Source organism: Lysinibacillus sp. FJAT-14745, assembly GCF_001275675.1.
Classification (GTDB): domain Bacteria; phylum Bacillota; class Bacilli; order Bacillales_A; family Planococcaceae; genus Lysinibacillus.
Genome location: NZ_LITM01000008.1, coordinates 250,905 through 269,893, shown reverse-complemented (window position 1 = coordinate 269,893; position 18,989 = coordinate 250,905). Strand labels below are relative to the sequence as shown.

Genomic DNA, 18,989 nt, shown 5'->3' with positions numbered 1-18,989 from the left:
AGGCACAAATAATAAAATTAAGCTCATCAAAAGACGTGGTTTTGGCTACCGAAATGATGCCCATCTTTTCCTCCGTTCACGTTTGGAAACAGGTCATTGATTTTGTCATCCCTGGATTTTGGTGATGAGCCGCAATTATACCGTGTATGTTATTTATTTACAGTGTTCATCGCATCGCATCACATCACGTAAAGTGATAACGCATTCGTGACCAATATCGTGCTGTTGCTGCCGCTACGCTTACGCACAAAAAACATCTGTTGCTGTCGCTTCGCTTTCGCACAAAAAACATCTGTTGCTGCCGCTACGCTTTCGCACAAAAAACATCTGTTGCTGCCGCTACGCTTTCGTACAAAAACATCTGTTGGCCCAAGCGCCTCATCGGATGCCCCCAGGAAAGTGCTTAGTCGGAACGGAAATCAACCCCTCGTTTGCCGAAGAGTCATACTTTATTTAATACCACACCTTAATTTCATTGACACAATAGTTTTTCAACAACAGGAAGTTACTTTTATTTGTAAAAAATAAAAGTAGCTCTTCATTTTTTTTAAGGTTCCTTCATATAATGCAAGGCATAAGATAAAGGGGGAGCGTTATTGAACGGAAATGTGACCTATTATTTTGGACACGCACTGACTGGGCAGGGAGTTAAACATTTATATAAAGAAATGATGGATGAGGCTGAATTAGTTTATATTTTGCAGGGTGCACCGACATTTAAAGGATCAGAGCTTCTTAAAGAACTTGGGTATTTTTATGTGAAGCAAGGCTTTGCGGTAGAGTGGTTTAAGCATGCTTTGCTGGAGGATATTGTTGAGGCGGTGTATGTTCAAGGATGTGATCGACTATTTGTATGGTCATCGGGGTGGGGGATTGAACCGATTTTCCTTGGCACAAAGCATCGGGTGCTGTCATTTTATGATTGCTTAGAAGAAAACCAGCTTGAAAGGGTTGGCGAACAGCTCGCTGATGCAATGACGGAACGAGAGTCATGGCGTGAGAAGTGTATTTCGAAGCTGAATAGTGCTATAAAGATCCATGATGATTGGGAAGTAGTCACACAGAGCTGTATGAACTGGCAGGCATTAAATGACCAGGTTGAAAATCTAAAAACAGATGTTTTCCAATCGATCGTCTTAAATAAAACAGGAATGCGCACACATCGCTTACTCGGAACATTAACACCGAGAGGGGCCGAAAATACAGTAGATAGCATAACGAAAAATGTAGCTCGAAGATTGATGATCAAAGGGAAGCCAGGTACAGGTAAATCTTCTTTGATGAAAGGTTTAGCAGACGAAGCAAATACGAGAGGGCTCGATGTACAAATTATTTGGTGCGGCTTGGATTCAAACTCTGTTGATATGGTTATTATCCCGGAATTGAATTTCTGTATCTTTGATAGTACAGAGCCTCATATCTTTGACCCACAGGACGGAAGACTAGGGGATGAAATTTTCGATATAGGGAAACATTGCGCAATTTCACAGGAAGCAGAAGTTCAAATTGAAGATATTCGGGCAAAATATAAAGAAGCAATGCAGGATGCAATGGGTTATTCGAAGCGTTATGCGGAAGCAGAGTATACTGTCCGTCGATTAATAGATAATTGTGTATCATCATCTCTTTGGCGAGAAAAAACTGCCCCACTATTCGAAAGATTAACAAAGTAATTTTTCTAATAGCATGCTTGTGCTACACTAGGAACTAGAATAGTGTTCCTAGGAAAGGATGATACGCTTGTCAAAAGTATTGAATGCATTTTTAGATGAGAACCTAAAAGCCTTACACGATCAAGGCTTATACAATGAAATTGATCCAGTAGAGGGAGCAAATGGCCCAATTATTCAGGTACGTGGCAAAAATCTAATTAATCTATCCTCAAACAACTATCTTGGTTTAGCAACGAATGAAGATTTAAAGCGTATTGCCAAAGAAACAATTGAGACATACGGTGTGGGGGCTGGAGCAGTCCGTACGATTAACGGCACACTTGATTTACACGTAAAATTGGAGGAAAAGCTCGCTGAATTTAAAGGAACAGAAGCAGCTATCTCTTACCAATCAGGTTTTAACTGTAATATGGCAGCTATTTCAGCTGTTATGGATAAAAATGATGCGATTCTTTCAGACCAATTAAACCATGCATCGATTATTGATGGCTGTCGTTTATCACGTGCGAAAATCATTGCCTTTAATCACTCAGATATGGACGATCTACGTGCAAAGGCAAAGGAAGCAAAAGAATCAGGCTTATACAATAAAGTCATGGTCATTACTGATGGCGTATTCTCAATGGACGGTGATATTGCAAAATTACCAGAAATCGTTGAGATTGCGAAAGAGTTTGATTTAATAACATACGTCGATGATGCACACGGATCAGGTGTAACAGGTAAAGGAAAGGGTACTGTGAAGCATTTCGGTTTAGAAAAAGAAATCGACTTCCAAATAGGTACACTTTCAAAAGCAATTGGTGTTGTTGGTGGATATGTAGCAGGTAAGAAAAATTTAATTGACTGGCTAAAAGTACGTTCTCGTCCATTTTTATTCTCAACAGCATTACCACCAGGTGATGTAGCTGCTATTACAGCGGCAGTACAAATGCTGATTGACTCCACTGAGCTTCATGATAAGCTGTGGGAAAATGGCGATTATCTAAAAGCAGGTCTTGCTAAGCTTGGCTTTAATATTGGTGCATCGGAAACGCCAATTACACCATGTATTATTGGCGATGAAAAGCTTACGCAGGAATTTTCACGTCGCCTATTTGAAGAGGGTGTCTACGCTAAATCAATCGTTTTCCCAACGGTTCCAAAAGGCACAGGACGTGTTCGCAACATGCCTACAGCGGCACATACAAAAGAAATGCTGGACGACGCTCTAGCAATCTATGAAAAAGTTGGCCGTGAACTAGGCGTTATTCAGTAAGAAATTGGGCTACCTCAAATTGTGAGGTAGCCCTTTTTTAGATTCAGACGGATAGAAAGGTCGAGGTGACGGATATAAGGGCCAAAGCGACGGATAGAATCGTCAAAGTCGTGGATAGAGCAGCTGAAATCGTGGATAGAATCGTCAAAGTCGTGGATAGAGCAGCCGAAATCGTGGATAGAATCTCAAAGTCGTGGATAGAACAGTCAAAATCATGGATAGCCCCGACAGAGTGATGGAAAGAAGAGTCAAAGTGACGGATAGAAGACAGAACGACGGAAAGAACCAGCGAAGCGACGGATAGAAGGGCCAAAGTGACGGATAGAAGAGCCAAGGTGACGGAAAGAAACGTCAAAGCGACGGATAGAATCGTCAAAGTCGTGGATAGAGCAGCCGAAATCGTGGATAGAATCGTCAAAGTCGTGGATAGAACAGCCAAAATCATGGATAGCCCCGAACAGAGTGATGGAAAGAAGAGTCAAAGCGACGGATAGAAGACAGAACGACGGAAAGCTACCCCGAAGTGAAGGATTGAAGAAAGAAAGAAGCTTGCTGCTGCTTGGCGTAATTCTGCTATGCCACGAAATGCAGAGTATTTATGATTTTGAGGGTTTTCTGCTGCCTCCTGTAATGCTTTAATAATGTGTGGAGGAGTGGGTTGGTCTGGATTACCTTGACCAAGATTAATAACATCACGCCCTTCAGCTAGAGCAGCGTTTACTTTTTGCACAAGTGCTGCAAAAAATTGAGTTGGGAGTTGCTGTAGTTTTTTTGAGAATTCCATGCACGTCCACCTTTTTCAGAATATAATAATTATTAAAGGTATGTTGCATATAATATTACTTTTTTTAGTAATTGTCTAGAGCCTTTTAAAGAGACCTAATCATTTCTAATAAGTAAGTGAGGTGAGAAAAATTGAACAAAGTCTCATATTTTATCGTTAACGCTTTTACTACAGAGCTTTACAAGGGAAATCCCGCAGCAGTATGTTTACTTGATTCAGCAATACCTGAGTCGACCATGCAGAAAATTGCTCGGGAGATACCCGTACCAACAACAGCTTTTGTCCAAAAGAAGGATAATGATTTTTATCTTAGATGGTTTACACCAGCAAAGGAAATACCGATTTGTGGACATGGAACAATTGCTAGTGCTTTTTTACTCTGGAAACAAGGCATTGTACCCGTCAACTCTTCCATTACATTCCAAACTTTAAGTGGGCCTTTGCAAGCAATTTGGGTGAATGAACTAGTTGAAATAACAATTCAAAAGTATCGGTTAGAAGAGATTGAATGTCCTGCGGAGCTTGAAGAATGGCTTGGTATGAAACCAGTATATGTAGGGAAAACAGAATTGGACTATATCGTGGAGCTAAGTCACGAAGAGTATATTGCAGATTTTAAAGCTAATTTTCCTGCGATGAAACAGTTCCCAGTGCGTGGTGTTTGTATTACAAGTCGTTCTAAGGATGAGGGGATTGATATTGTCTCAAGATTTTTTTCTCCAGCACAAGGCATTGATGAAGACCATGTAAATGGTTCCACTCATGGTGCGTTAGGACCTTACTGGTGTGCAAAATTATCAAAAGAAAGCATTGTTAGCAAACAGCTTTCAAAACGTGGTGGATTATTGTACGTTACACCAAAAATAAAAGATGTTGCTATTGCGGGTTCGGCAGTTCGAGTATTATGTGGAGAAATGTTAATCTAAATATTGAGCTAAATCCATGGAAGTAAGGTTGTTTTATTGTAGTATAAAATATAGAAATGTACTGTCTAGAGGAGGAATAGCAATGAAAATTGGTTGTATCCAATTAAACGTAGGCTTTGGCAAAGTAGAAGAAAATTTTGCTCGCGCTGAGGACAAAATTCGGGAAGCGGCAAAACAAGGTGCAGAAATGATCGTACTACCAGAAATGTGGAATACAGGCTATGCACTTGAAAAATTACCTGAGCTTGCAGATGTTGATGGAGAGCGTTCGAAAGCATTTTTATCAAATCTAGCAAAAGAGCTTGGCATACATATTGTTGGTGGCTCTGTTTCAACGAAAAAGGGCGATAAATTTTACAACACGATGTATACATTTGATAAAAATGGTGAGTTAGTAGGTGAATATAACAAGGCACATCTTTTCCGTTTGATGGACGAGCATCTATATTTAGAAGCAGGGGATGAAATGAATCGCTTTGCCCTAGGAGAAATCGAGGCTGCAGGTGTGATTTGCTATGATATCCGCTTCCCTGAATGGCTACGTGCTCACGCTTTAGAGGGTGCAAAGGTATTGTTCGTACCGGCGCAATGGCCGACACCACGTATCGATCATTGGAAAACATTGCTGCAAGCACGTGCCATTGAAAATCAATGCTTCGTCATCGCTGTTAATCGTATTTCGAGAAAGGTAGAAAACTTCAATGGTCAATCAATGATTATTCAACCGTGGGGCGAAGTGCTGTGGGTTGGCGCAGAGGACGAAGAAGTAGCTGTCATCGATGTAGACTTTTCGATTGTCGATGAAGTACGAGACCGAATTCCTGTTTATGACGACCGCAGACCTGGATTATATAGCGGAGTCGTTAGCGAAAACTAAAATCTGATAGCACGCTCAATGAGCGAAGCGATGTTGAGCGTGCTAACAGGTGAACATCGCTGATAAACCCGCGAACATCGCCGCTAAACCCGCCAACAACTAAGAAATTAATTTTTATCCTCAATCAAAGAATTAGCGAGCAACATAAATTCAAGTGTAATTCGATTATGTCCCTTCATGAAATTTTCCCCTAAGAGACTTTCAAGCTTTTTTAAGCGATGGTAGAGTGTTTGGCGTACGATAAACAGTTGTTTTGCTGTTTGCTGTTTGGAGCCATTCGTTTGCAAGTATACTTGGAGAGTTTCTAGTAGCTTACTGTTATATTTTTTGTCGTATTCAATGACGGGCTGCAAATAATCTTGAATTACTTCCTGTAAATTGACTTGCATCTGTAATTTATAGATAAGGTGATACAGGTGTAAATCATCGTAAAAATAAGATGTTGTTTGTACTTTACTGCAAATATACAATGTTTCGAGGGCTGTTTGATAGCTCTTTGGTATTTCTTCTACGGCTGTAACGACTTTGCCAATGGCTATTTGATAACTTTGGACTATTTGTTTTTTATAAAAATCAGTTTTCTGAACGGAAGAAACTAACGTATTTAATAATTCGCGACTCGATTTACTATCCTTCGTATGGAGCAAAATAAAAATGACATAGCTTTTTCTTTCAAATAAAAATGGTATAAATCCATTTTGCTCAAAAAGGTTGCGATAGTAGAGCTTACTATAAATAATATCCTCTTGTACCTTAGAGATTGCATTAGGAGTTGCTAAAATAAAAACAGCCCCACTAGAAAGTTTATAGTTAGAATGATAGGTGACGATAAATTTATAAATTTCCTCTTTCGATAGTTTTTGATCGATCCAATCCGCTAAAATAGAGGCATCCTCAATGTCCCTTTTCTCTTCAATATAAAATTCTCTCATTAACAGCTGTGCTAATGCAGTAGCTGTGCGGTCTAGAATAAGTAATTCAAATTCTGAGAATAGACCATCCTCTCTATAAAGCGTTAAATCTGCATAATGTTGATCAAAAATAAAGATGGGTTCATTTTTAAATACGGGTGCTGATTTTTTCATCGTTACTAGTTGTTGGCGCTTATTATGCGGCATATTTGGAGAAAAGATAGGCTCTCGACCTTTAATAGAAAAGATAATTTGTGTCTTCAATTCATGATACATATTTTGTAAAATTTCTTCTGCGGTTTGCCCTAATAGAGCATTTTTATTTAATGTTTGAGAGTAGGATTCTAAAGTAGAGATCATTAAATATTGTTGATTCATAATTTGACTATGTAAATCCTGTGTAATCCGGACGAAAGGAACCGTGTCATGAAAAACGATAATAGGGAAGCTGTGACGGTTAGCAAGAGCTACAATCACTTCTGGGATGGTTTGTATGGAAGTCCCATATTCAATGCACAATGCAGCACAATTTTTTTGGATTAAAGACTCTACAAAAAATATAAAATCCTCTATGCTATGCTGAAGGCTTATCCCTGTTGTTAAAACCAATTCATCGCCAGCTAGAAAATTATCTACTTGTATAATTTCAATGACATGGGCCCACTTTACTATTCGTAATAATCCATCCTCTCCAGCTACGACCTCAGCACTTCGGAAGTATGTATTTTCTAATACATCCTTCATTTGAAGTTTAAATTGGCTCATTTTATCCACCTTCCTTTTAACATAGACCAACTTCTGGTTTTCTTATTGATGTATCATTTCTGCTTAAATAAACGAAAATATAATATTTTAAGAATCTTTAGTTTATTTTACATTATGTATAAAACAAATGTATAGAATTTTACAGTTTGTCTATTACTTCGTTTCTATGTAACAGGTAAAATTTTTGTAAGCGGTAATCCAATTTAACTTCTTTCAGCGGGTGTCCAACATCCGCTGAGAGAAGTTAAAAGCCTCCGGCGGATGTCACGGAAATCGGAAAGGAGTGCTTTGTACATGTACAAAGCCGATTCCGGACGCAATTATGCCGAGGCATAATTGATTAAAAGAGGTGAACAGATATGGAGCAACAGACGCATTTACAGAGAGGGTTAAAGAAAAGGCATATGACGATGATCGCTATTGCAGGGGTTATCGGAGCGGGTCTATTTATGGGGAGTGGCTCAGTGATTAACTTAGCCGGCCCTGGCGCAATTTTATCTTATATATTTGCGGGTATTATCGTTATTCTTGTCATGCGAATGCTTGGAGAAATGGCAGCTGTCAATCCAACAAGTGGATCTTTTGCGCATTATGCACATGAAGCAATTGGTCCGTGGGCTGGTTTTATGATTGGCTGGTTGTATTGGTTTTTCTGGGTTGTTGCCATTGCTTTAGAGGCAACGGCAGCAGCTGCGATTATTCAATATTGGTATGATGGGATTCCTTTATGGCTACTAAGTCTTTTATTAACGGTAGCACTTACTTTAACAAATGTTGTTTCCGTAAAAGCTTTTGGTGAATTTGAATATTGGTTCTCTCTTATTAAGGTTACAAGTATTATAGCTTTTTTGGCACTTGGTGCATTTATTATTTTCGGTATCGCACCTAATTTTGATGCGGTAGGTACTGCCAATTTAATCGGTGAGGGTGGCTTTTTACCAAATGGTTTTGGTGCTGTCTTGATGGGTGTTGTCATTGTTATTTTCTCCTTTATGGGCACAGAGATTGTTGCCATTGCAGCAGGGGAATCTGACGAACCGTTAGCAGCGGTGACAAAAGCTACAAATTCAATTACTTGGCGTATTTTGATTTTCTATGTTGGATCGATAACGGTAGTTGTCACATTATTACCTTGGCATTCCTCAGATATTTTAACAAGTCCCTATGTAGCAGTATTGGATTACATCGGCATTCCCGCAACTGCACAAATCATGAATTTTGTTGTCTTAACTGCGGTTTTATCGTGTTTAAACTCCGCGCTTTACGCTACATCTCGAATGGTATTTTCTTTAGCGGAGAAGGGGGAGGCCCCAAAAGCATTTTTGAAATTAAATAAAAAGGGAGCACCTGTTAATGCCATATTAACAGCGACATTCTTCTCTTATATTGCTGTTATTATGAACTATGTTTCACCAGATAAAGTATTTATGTTTTTACTTAGTTCATGTAGTGCAATCACGTTGATTCTTTACTTAATCATTGCTTTTTCACAATTAAAAATGCGACGGAAAATGGAGAAAGAAAACCCCGAGCTATTAAAAGTGAAAATGTGGTTATTCCCATATTTAACGTATTTCACAATATTGGTTATTACAGCTTTGCTGATCGCTATGTTCTTTATTGAATCGATGCGCTCACAAATTTTATTTACATGTGTTGTAGTGGCAGTCGTGATGATTTTCTATTTAGTTACACAACGAAAAAAGTCGTCAGACCCAGTAGATGAAGCAAGTTCTATTTTCCAAAAGGAAGAATTAGATTTTGAACAACAATAGATGAGGAGTGGGGAAATTATGACAGTTCAGCAAAAAATGAGAACGCTATCACATTTTATCAATGGTGTTGAAACAGCAGGTACTAGTGGTCGTTACTCGGAAGTATATAATCCAACAACAGGAGAGGTCATTGCGCAAGTTCCGTTAGCGACTAGAGATGAGGTGAAGCAGGCGATCCAGCAAGCTAAGGCAGCTTTCCCTGCATGGAAAAAAACATCGATTGGTAAACGGGTTGAGGTTTTACATCGTTTCCGTCAATTATTAGTAGAAAGACAGGATGAGCTTATTGAAGCGATTTGTGAGGAAAGTGGAAAAACGAAGGAAGATGCTAAGGGCGAAATTGTTCGTGGCATTGAATCCGTAGATATGGCAATAAGTGCTCCGCAAATGCTGAAAGGGGAATATTCGGTTAATGTAGGCGGCGATATTAATGCCTTTTCTGCAAAAGCCCCACTTGGAGTTGTTGCAACAATTGCGCCATTTAATTTCCCTGTTATGGTGCCATTGGCGATTACAAGTATGGCGGTTGCAGTAGGAAATGCGGTTATTTTAAAGCCGTCTGAGCGTGTGCCAATCTCAGCATTATTTTTAAGTAAGTTATGGAAAGAGGCAGGACTGCCAGATGGGATTTGGACAGTCGTTAATGGCGATAAAGAGGCGGTCAATGAACTACTAGAAAATAAAGAGATACAAGCAATTTCATTTGTTGGATCAACACCTGTTGCGGAGTATATTTACCAAACCGGGACGAAGCACAATAAGCGTGTCGCTGCGTTTGGTGGCGGGAAGAACTTTATGATTGTCATGCCAGATGCGAATCTAGAGCAAACAGCTAATGCCTTTTTAGGTGCAGCATATGGAGCAGCGTCTCAGCGTTGTATGGCAATTTCAGGAGCGATCGTCGTTGGGAAAGATACTGAACAACGCTTTACAGAAATAGTAAAGGAGAAAATCTTGAAATTAAAGGTTGGTCCATATACAGATGAGGAAGTAGACTTTGGCCCAGTCATTACGCAGCAATCAAAAGATACCATACTTCGATATATCGATGGTGCTATTGCGGAAGGAGCAAATCTTGTAACGGACGGCCGAAATCCAAAAATATGTGAAACATCTAAAGGCTTCTATCTTGGCCCGACATTGTTAAATAATATAACTCCAGAAATGACTATTTTTAAAGAGGAGGTTTTTGGTCCTGCGCGTATTGTTGTAGGTGTTGAAACTTTACAAGAATCGATTGATTTAATTAATGACCATGAACTTGGGAATGGTGTCACGATGTTTACGAGCAGCGGTTCGGCAGCGCGTAAATTCCAAGAAGAAATTGAAGTAGGTATGGTAGGCGTTAATGTACCGATTCCAATTCCAGTTGGCTATCACAATTTTGGCGGATGGAAGCGATCTAAGTTTGGAGAAGGGCATATGTTTGGCCCAGACCAAGCACGATTCTTTACGAAAGCAAAAACGATTTCTGAACGCTGGCCAGATGAAACAGAGGATACGACAAGTTCATTTGCGTTCCCAAGCAATAACGATGCGAATAAGTGAAAAAACTTAAAGGGGTGTATAGATATGGTTCAAGTAAATCTTAATAGTGATATTTTAAAGAAAGATGAACAATATGTCTGGCATTCAATGAAACCCTACAATCCACAAGCGACCTATGTAGTAGAAAAATCAAATGGTGCGAGGATTGTTGATACAGATGGTGTTGAATACATCGATGCAATGGCGGGATTATGGTGTGTAAATGTAGGCTATGGACGTAAGGAATTAGCAGATGTTGCACATGAGCAAATGATGAAAAACGCATATGCGCCTTTATCACAGGGACATTTACCAGCAGTTGAATTGGCTGAAAAGATTAATGAAATGCTCGGTGGAGATTATGTTATTTTCTTCTCTAATAGTGGGTCAGAGGCGAACGAAACTGCGTTTAAAATTGCGCGTCAGTATCATCAACAAAAAGGGGAAAGCTCTCGTTATAAAATTATTTCTCGCTACCGTGCATATCACGGAAGTTCTTTTGGAGCATTGGCTGCGACAGGGCAAGCGGAACGAAAATATAAATATGAACCATTATCTCCTGGCTTTATCCATGTAGCACCACCTGATCAATATAGGGAACATGAAAGTGATACACTTGCCCCAACAGATTTAGCAAGCGTCAAGGCAGTAGATAAGACGATGACATGGGAGCTAAGTGAAACAGTAGCGGCAATGATTTTAGAGCCAATTATTACAGGTGGGGGCGTCATTATGCCTTCGGAGAACTACTTAAGGGGCATTGAGGAAGTGTGTAAAAAACATGGGGCTTTAATGATTGTAGACGAAGTAATTTGTGGCTTCGGTCGAACAGGAAAGCCATTTGGATTCATGAACTACGGTGTAAAGCCAGATATTATTACAATGGCAAAAGGGATAACAAGTGCCTATTTACCATTATCAGCTACAGCGGTAAAACGGGAAGTTTATGAGGCATTTACTGGCTCTGATGCGTACGGTTATTTCCGTCATGTTAATACATTTGGCGGATCACCAGTTGCATGTGCGGTCGCATTGAAAAATATTGAGATTCTTCAGCGAGAAGCATTATTCGAAAAATCTAGTGAAGTTGGAGCTGCTACTTTGCAAGCACTTCAGCAAGCATTGGGTAATCACCCGAATGTTGGGGATGTTCGAGGCAAAGGTTTATTAATTGGCATCGAATTAGTTTCAGATAAAACGTCGAAGGAAACTTTACCAGTAGATAAAGTAAATGCTGTTATTGCCGCATGCAAAGAGCAGGGTGTTATTATAGGTAAAAATGGTGCTACTGTTGCAGGCTTTAATAACGTGTTAACATTATCTCCACCACTTAATATTGTACAAGAGGATCTTGATACAATCATAAAAGTTGTCATTGATAGTATTCATAAAATTTAAATCCAAAGCTGTCTCTTGTTCAAAATTAAGAGACAGCTTTTTGATTGTTTTATAGCATGAGAAAGGCGAGGCGAACTATGAGTATGAACAAAACAACTCCTGTTAGAAAGAATAATAATCAATTTCGCCTTGGCGTAATTGCGTCCGGAGGATTTATCTTCATTCAGTAGGTGTTGGATGCTCGCTAAAAAGGAACCACATCCGTATTCAGCTCACCACTTTCAAAGGTAGGGATCTTCTACTGAATGAAGATAAAAATTCTCTTTTTTAAAGTATCGTTCATACACACCTTCACCTACTCTTTTGTTGTTTTAAACATGTAGCCGTTATAAGAATTATAGATAATCATCACAATGCCGATTAACATGAAATTTGATATGAGTGAACTTCCGCCATAGCTTAAAAATGGCAATGTCATACCTGTTACAGGTAAAAGTCCAATTGTCATACCGATATTTTGTGTAATTTGGAAGGCTAATAAACTAGCGATCCCTGCCCCCATCAGCGTCATAAATGGATCCTTTGCTTCTACTGTAATGAGAACAATACGGTAAATAACAAAAAATAAAAGAGTAATAACAAATGCCGCTCCAATGAACCCGACCTCTTCAGCAATGTTGGCAAAAATGAAATCTGTATGCTTTTCCACGACATAGACATCATTTTTCATGTAACCTTTTCCGGTAAACTGTCCTGAACCAATTGCTGAAAATCCCTGCCTAGTTTGAAAAGATGAGTCCGGATATTCATGAGGCTGCAACCATCCATAAATTCGAGAAATTTGATGTCCTGATAATTTATTTAAAATTTTATCTGTGAAAAAATCATTAAACTTTACATAAAGAATAGCCACAACGCTGAGAATGGATACGGGAATGGCTGTAAAGATTATCAGCAATTTTCTTTGTATACCTGAAAAGAAAATCATCGGTACAATCATCGACATATAAATCAAGACCATGCCCGTATCAGGTTGCTTGTAAACAGCAAGCGTAGGTGGAATAGTGATAACAGCAATGATGAAGAGGAGCCGCATATCCGTTAAAAAGGTAGGGCGCTCATATTTCTCTCGATGTGCAACAATGACCTTACTGACAACGATTAAAAACGCGAACTTTAAAAACTCTGACGGCTGAATAGATCCTAACACAGGGATTTGGTACCAGCGTTTTGCCTCGTTTACAGTCCGGGCTATACTTTCAGGTGCAATAAATAAGCCAAATGTTAATAAGACCATCGCCCAATAAAATGGCCAGCCAATTTTTTTTAGTTGCTCAATATCGAGCATTGCTACTCCATACATAATTAAAAATCCGATTAGGTAATAAAAAAACTGCTTTTTAATAAACGAGCTTGTATACTGCTCAAACACCGTACTACTGGAATGAACAAAAAGACAACTAATGATACCGAGCAATGCTAAGCTAATGACTAAACTTTTATCTAGTTTATTGATCTGTAACAATCAAACACCCCCTTTTGATCAATAGCGTAATTGTTGCTGCCGCTTCGCTTTCGCACAGAAAACATTTGTTGCTGCCGCTTCGCTTTCGCAACAGAAAACAATTGGAAACGGTACTATTAATAGACAACGATTGGAAATGTAGAAGGTTGCAAGATGAATGATTATTATGATTATTAGAAATTATAAACCAATTTTACTATTTTGTTAATTTTACATTGGATGCGATATGAGTGAAATCGTAGGATTACCAAGATGACGTTTGATTGATTTATGTACGGAAGCTCGGGGAAAGAGTAGATGAATTTGCACGTTACTGAAGGTATTTTATGAGGACTAATATCACGTTACCCCGAGGAGGATATACGCCTATTATATTAGGGGTAATGGGATAAATTTCACAACTCTTCGTACAATCTTTACAAAAACATAACACTGGCTTTATATCTTCATACTATCATTATTGGTAAGAGTTGGAGAAGGAGCCAAGGATGATGCATTTTTTTCGATACATAATGGTGAAGGACAAGTTACTTGTTCTGATGATTGTTTGTGTACTATCGAACGTGTTGCTAGGTATTTTTAGTGTTGATTATTTACGGAAAATGTCATGGCATGCAAGTAAAAGTTATACAGAAGGACTTGTACCGATCGGATGGTTAAATCAACTAGAGGAATCACAACGACAATTAGATTATTTAGTGGATTCAGCTGGAGCTTATCAAGAAATGACTATCATTTTAAAAAATGCTGAGCAGTCTTTCAATCATTTAGAAAGTCTAGAGATTGATAAAAAGATGAACTATCAGATGAAGAAATTTAAGACTTTACTAGCACAGCAAGTAGAATTGATTGATGGCTATAAGCAATTGGGTCAAAATGAACAACAACAATTTTATGTTCAGTCGTATTTACCTGTAAGCAAGCAAAGTCATTCATTATTAGAAGAAACTCAAAGCTATTTGGTTCAGAGAGCTGAGGAACAGCAGCAGACATACCAGAAAGATGTGCAATTTGGTTATTGGCTATTAGGAGGAGTATGTTTATTTGTTGTTTTATTAGTAATCTGTATAGGATTTATAGCAACAAAAGCTGTGAATATACCAACACGTCAATTGAAGTCATTATTAAAGCGGGCAGAGCAGGGTGATTTCACAGCGAATGCCAGCTATGTGGCGCAGGATGAGCTTGGCGAGGTAGTATTGTCTTACAATCAAATGGTAACAGAGGTGAAAAGACTACTTCATACAGTATCAAATAGTGCACATGAGGTTGAAGAAATGACAGGGAAACTGGAAGAATCCTCCGAGCAATCGTCTAACACGACGCGCAAAATTGCAAAGGATGTGCAGTCCATTTCAGATTCAACTGCTGCTTCTACCCAAAAATTAGCTTCCAATACAGCATCTCTAGAGGAAGTGCTAAATGGTGTGCAAGTAATTTTAGAAAAAGTACAGGTTGTAGAAAATTTTGCTCATAAAACTGCACGTGACGCAGGAAGTGGTACGGAAATTGTACAGGCAAATTTAACACAAATACAGGCTATTAAACGTGCAGTTGAACAATCGAATTCAGCCATTTTTAATCTTGTTGAGAGAGCATCTACAATCGATCAAATGGTTGAGGTGATTGAAAAAATTACTGCGCAAACAAACCTCCTAGCTTTAAATGCATCTATTGAGGCTGCTAGAGCAGGGGAGCATGGTAAAGGATTTGCGGTTGTGGCCAATGAAGTTCGCAAGCTTGCGGAGCAAACCGTTCATTCAACACAAACGATTACGTCCATTGTACAAAACATTCATTTAGATTCTAACTATGCTGTGCAAATGATGGAGGGTGTGTTAGTTGCAACTGAAAAGGGTGTGCAAGTTACAGGGGATACAGCAACAAGCTTTGATCAGATTTTAGAAAAAGTACATACAATTAAGCCATATATAATGGAAGTATCTGCAACCGTTCAAGAAATTGCCAACCATACGAAAAAGGTTAGTGAAGATGCGGTGATGTTAACATCATTTTCAGATACGAATGCAGCATCAACTAAACATGTAGCTACTTTAACAGCCGATCAATTAAACGAGCAGCAGCAATTCCATGATTATATTAGAGAGCTACATAAGGTATCAAAAGTTTTACAAATAGCCGTAAAGCGTTTCTCAATTTAGAACAAATAGAATCTCCTTTGTATACAAAGAAGGTTCTTTTTTTGGCTAGTGGATGCAAGAATCATTTCATTGAACAAAATTATTACTGAGCCTATGTGGGGAAATAAATAAGTGTCTTCTTGAGAAGTACATATGTATTTTATTTGTTTTGTTAGCACAATATTTTATAGGTCTCATATACTGATGATAAAGGATTTTACGTTCTTGTTTTTAAAATTAAAAATATTGTGGTTGTATTTTTAATGTGAACAAATTATAATGAAATTCATCGGAAGTGTTATTAAATCAATGTTTGTTTATATATTATTGTACATTCCAAAAGTACAATTGTTCATAGGTGGAGGTTTGGAGAAATGAAAAAGATAATGGTTACAGGAGCACTAGGTCAAATAGGTTCTGAGCTTGTAGAAAAACTTCGTAGTGTTTATGGAGAGGACAATATATTAGCGACAGATATTCGGAAGCTTGAGCATTCTAAGGGTCCATTTGAAGTATTGGACGTGACGGATGGACAAAGAATGCATGATTTAGCGAAGGATTTTGGTGCAGATACAATGATGCATTTAGCGGCGTTATTATCTGCGACAGCAGAAAGAAATCCATTGCTGGCGTGGAATTTAAATATGGGTGGTTTAATGAATGCGTTGGAGGTTTCGCGTGAGTTAAACTTGCAATTTTTTACGCCAAGCTCAATAGGAGCGTTCGGTCCATCGACACCGAAGGATAATACGCCACAGGATACATTACAGCGTCCAACAACAATGTATGGGGTAAATAAAGTTGCTGGTGAGCTATTATGTGATTATTATTTCAATCGTTTTGGTGTAGATACTCGCGGTGTACGCTTCCCAGGGTTAATTTCATACGTAACTCCTCCAGGAGGTGGTACGACAGACTATGCAGTAGAGATCTTCTATGAGGCGATCGAGCAAGGTAAGTACACATCTTATATTCAAGAAGGTACGAAGATGGACATGATGTACATGCCAGATGCATTGCAGGCTATTGTAGATTTAATGGAAGCCGATAGTAGTAAACTAATACATCGCAATGCCTTTAATATCACTGCAATGAGCTTCGAGCCATCTGAAATTGCGGCGGAAATTAAAAAGCATTTACCACATTTCCATATGGATTATAATGTAGATCCAGTACGCCAAGCGATAGCAGATAGTTGGCCAGATTCTTTAAATATAGAAGCGGCACAGAAAGAATGGGGCTTTAAAGCACAGTACGACTTAGCAAAAATGACAGTTGATATGCTAGAAAAATTAAAAATCAAGCTACAAACGAAAGCCTGTTCATAAATAAAAATACCTAAAAAGCGGACGAAGAATTTAGTTTTCTTCGTCTTTTTTTATTTGACAGGTAATCAAGTTTGAAATGACATTTGATCTTCGTTCCAACTGCCAGGAAGCTCTGTGCGAAAGCGTAGCGACAGCAACAACAAAGCGCCTAGTCGGAACGGAAGTCAACCCACGTTATGGTGATGGACCATACAAGTGGATTTTCTAATATATTCTGGTTCATCATCGGAAGGTTAAGGTGTCATTTTGAAATATATTCCGTGCAAATAAGTTGATTGGAGTGGAGACTGGACGCCCCCAGGAAAGCGCCCGGTCGGAACGGAAATCAACTCCACGTTATGTGAATGAGTTATTCTAGAAAAAGTTTACAATAAAAAGAAAATTATTGGAATATATAGCTAAATTTATGGTTTTTAAATATAATTATATTCAGAATATTAATAGTTTTTGATTAATTTTTTTATTAATATTTCACAAGGGCAAAGATAGGGAGTTCACAAGACGAAAGGATGGATGGTATTTATGATGCAAACGCCGTTAGTATTAACAAGCTTTTTTAAAAGAGCAGAAAGCTATTTTGCTAGAAAGACTATTGTTTCAAGGACGAGCCCGCAGAAGATTCATCGTTTAACATATGGGGAATGGGCGAAAAGGACACGTCGCTTAGCAGATGCGCTCACAAAGCTGGGGATGACAAGAGGAATGAAGATTGGCTCCTTTGCCTGGAATCAGCATCGCCACTTAGAGGCTTATTTTGCGGTACCATGTTCTGGCGCCATTTTGCACATGGTGAATATACGTTTATCAGAAGAGCATTTAATTTATATTATTAATCATGCAGAAGATGAGATTTTAATAATTGATGTGGACTTGCTACCAATTATTGAAAACATTGCGCCTGAGCTCAAGACAGTAAAACATTATATTATTATGACAGATGAGGATACTTTACCAGAAACGACATTACCGAATGCATTATCATATGAGGATTTATTAGCAGCAGCAGATGAAAACTATCAGTTCCCAGAGGATATAGGGGAAGAGGAGCCTGCTGGCATGTGCTATACAAGTGCTACAACAGGAAATCCAAAGGGTGTTGTTTATTCACATCGAGGTCTAGTGTTACACAGTATGATGCTGAGTATGTCTGATTCAATGGGCATTTCCGAGCGTGATGTCGTGATGCCAATTGTACCGATGTTTCATGCAAATGCATGGGGTCTACCGTTTGCAAGTGTCAATGTGGGTGCGACACAAGTACTGCCAGGTCCACAATTTACATCGGCAATTATTTTGGATTTAGTGGAGCAGGAGAAGATTACATTAACAGCTGGAGTACCGACAATTTGGATCGGTGCGTTGCAGGAACAGGAGAAGCGTGAGCGAGATATAAGTTCGCTACGAGCTATTTGTTGTGGTGGCTCTGCTTCACCTACTCGACTTATTCGTACATTTGAAGAGCAATATGGCATTCCATATATAGTCGTATATGGCATGACTGAAACAACACCGATTGTAGCGTTATCGAATTATATGTCTTGGATGGATGACTGGCCAATTGAAAAGAAAATTGAATCGCGAGCTATGCAAGGGATGACGATGGCCGGTATTGAATCGAGTATTATTAATGATAATGGAGAAGTACCTTGGGATGGAGAGACAATGGGTGAATTACGCTTAAGAGGTCCATGGATTTCACACGAGTACTATAATGATGAACGTACAAATGATGCCTATCGTGATGGCTGGTTATATACAGGGGACATTGCGGTGCGATCAGAGGATGGCTTTATTAAAATATCAGATCGTACAAAAGATTTAATTAAATCAGGCGGGGAGTGGATCTCCTCAGTTGATTTAGAAAATGCGTTAATGACGCATGATGCTGTTTTGGAAGCCGCGGTTATCGCAATTCCGCATGCCAAATGGCAAGAACGTCCGCTAGCATGCGTTGTATTGAAGGAAGGAAAGTCAGCAACCGACTCGGAGCTTCTTGCGTTTTTAGAAAATCAATTTGCAAAATGGTGGGTGCCGGATGATGTGGTATTTTTAGATGAAATTCCAAAAACATCGGTTGGGAAATTCCTGAAAGCTAAGCTTCGCGATAATGTGGCAGAAATTTATCCGAAATTAAGTTCATTCGTATAGTTAAAAGAGCGAT

The 18,989-nt window shown here is 38.9% G+C and carries 13 protein-coding genes and 1 pseudogene; 10 read left to right on the top strand and 4 right to left on the bottom strand.

From position 1 onward, the window contains the following. The first annotated feature begins 596 nt into the window (after positions 1–596). Both AMS59_RS14975 and AMS59_RS14970 read left to right on the top strand, forming a co-directional pair. Positions 597–1,673, top strand: a complete 1,077-nt coding sequence (locus AMS59_RS14975; RefSeq protein WP_053484543.1) for a nucleotide kinase — start codon at positions 597–599, stop codon at positions 1,671–1,673. 58 nt (positions 1,674–1,731) lie between these two features. After that, positions 1,732–2,931 (top strand): glycine C-acetyltransferase, encoded by a 1,200-nt coding sequence (locus tag AMS59_RS14970; RefSeq protein WP_199777766.1) that lies wholly within the window; start codon positions 1,732–1,734, stop codon positions 2,929–2,931. 248 nt (positions 2,932–3,179) lie between these two features. Here the strand turns inward: AMS59_RS14970 and AMS59_RS25315 are convergent, their stop codons facing one another. Both AMS59_RS25315 and AMS59_RS14960 read right to left on the bottom strand, forming a co-directional pair. Next, positions 3,180–3,413: a hypothetical protein gene (locus AMS59_RS25315; RefSeq protein WP_156304677.1), complete on the bottom strand. Its 234-nt coding sequence runs from the start codon at positions 3,411–3,413 to the stop codon at positions 3,180–3,182. Positions 3,414–3,472: 59 nt separating this feature from the next. Further along, positions 3,473–3,715 (bottom strand): annotated as a pseudogene (locus AMS59_RS14960) (aminotransferase class I/II-fold pyridoxal phosphate-dependent enzyme); the annotation flags it as partial. A gap of 131 nt (positions 3,716–3,846) precedes the next feature. Between AMS59_RS14960 and AMS59_RS14955 the strand changes: the two are divergent. Next, positions 3,847–4,641 carry a PhzF family phenazine biosynthesis protein gene (locus tag AMS59_RS14955; RefSeq protein WP_053484539.1) on the top strand — a complete coding sequence of 265 codons (795 nt, stop codon included), beginning with the start codon at positions 3,847–3,849 and terminating at the stop codon, positions 4,639–4,641. 82 nt (positions 4,642–4,723) lie between these two features. Continuing rightward, positions 4,724–5,518 (top strand): carbon-nitrogen family hydrolase, encoded by a 795-nt coding sequence (locus tag AMS59_RS14950; RefSeq protein ID WP_053484538.1) that lies wholly within the window; start codon positions 4,724–4,726, stop codon positions 5,516–5,518. 107 nt (positions 5,519–5,625) lie between these two features. On the opposite strand, the gene AMS59_RS14945 is transcribed toward AMS59_RS14950, so the two are convergent. Continuing rightward, positions 5,626–7,194, bottom strand: coding sequence for a PucR family transcriptional regulator (locus AMS59_RS14945; RefSeq protein ID WP_053484537.1), 1,569 nt, complete (start codon positions 7,192–7,194; stop codon positions 5,626–5,628). A gap of 359 nt (positions 7,195–7,553) precedes the next feature. On the opposite strand from AMS59_RS14945, the gene AMS59_RS14940 reads away from it, so the two are divergent. The 3 genes from AMS59_RS14940 to AMS59_RS14930 are packed head-to-tail and all read left to right on the top strand — an operon-like array spanning position 7,554 to position 11,894. Next, the gene (locus AMS59_RS14940; protein WP_053484536.1) at positions 7,554–8,969 is read left to right on the top strand and encodes an amino acid permease; all 1,416 of its coding nucleotides are present in this window, start codon (positions 7,554–7,556) and stop codon (positions 8,967–8,969) included. An 18-nt stretch (positions 8,970–8,987) separates the two neighbouring features. After that, a complete protein-coding gene (locus AMS59_RS14935) occupies positions 8,988–10,517 on the top strand; it encodes a CoA-acylating methylmalonate-semialdehyde dehydrogenase (protein ID WP_053484535.1) in 1,530 nt (509 codons plus the stop codon). Positions 10,518–10,541: 24 nt separating this feature from the next. Then, the gene (locus tag AMS59_RS14930) at positions 10,542–11,894 is read left to right on the top strand and encodes an aspartate aminotransferase family protein (RefSeq protein WP_053484534.1); all 1,353 of its coding nucleotides are present in this window, start codon (positions 10,542–10,544) and stop codon (positions 11,892–11,894) included. A gap of 295 nt (positions 11,895–12,189) precedes the next feature. On the opposite strand, the gene AMS59_RS14925 is transcribed toward AMS59_RS14930, so the two are convergent. Next, on the bottom strand, positions 12,190–13,359 hold the full coding sequence (locus AMS59_RS14925) for an FtsW/RodA/SpoVE family cell cycle protein (RefSeq protein WP_053484533.1): 1,170 nt from the start codon (positions 13,357–13,359) through the stop codon (positions 12,190–12,192). A gap of 491 nt (positions 13,360–13,850) precedes the next feature. Between AMS59_RS14925 and AMS59_RS14920 the strand changes: the two genes are divergently transcribed. From AMS59_RS14920 to AMS59_RS14910, 3 genes are all read left to right on the top strand, one after another. Continuing rightward, positions 13,851–15,521, top strand: coding sequence for a methyl-accepting chemotaxis protein (locus AMS59_RS14920; RefSeq protein ID WP_053484604.1), 1,671 nt, complete (start codon positions 13,851–13,853; stop codon positions 15,519–15,521). Positions 15,522–15,874: 353 nt separating this feature from the next. After that, positions 15,875–16,828: an L-threonine 3-dehydrogenase gene (locus AMS59_RS14915; RefSeq protein WP_053484532.1), complete on the top strand. Its 954-nt coding sequence runs from the start codon at positions 15,875–15,877 to the stop codon at positions 16,826–16,828. Positions 16,829–17,350: 522 nt separating this feature from the next. Next, positions 17,351–18,976 carry a long-chain fatty acid--CoA ligase gene (locus tag AMS59_RS14910; protein WP_053484531.1) on the top strand — a complete coding sequence of 542 codons (1,626 nt, stop codon included), beginning with the start codon at positions 17,351–17,353 and terminating at the stop codon, positions 18,974–18,976. Positions 18,977–18,989 lie beyond the last annotated feature (13 nt).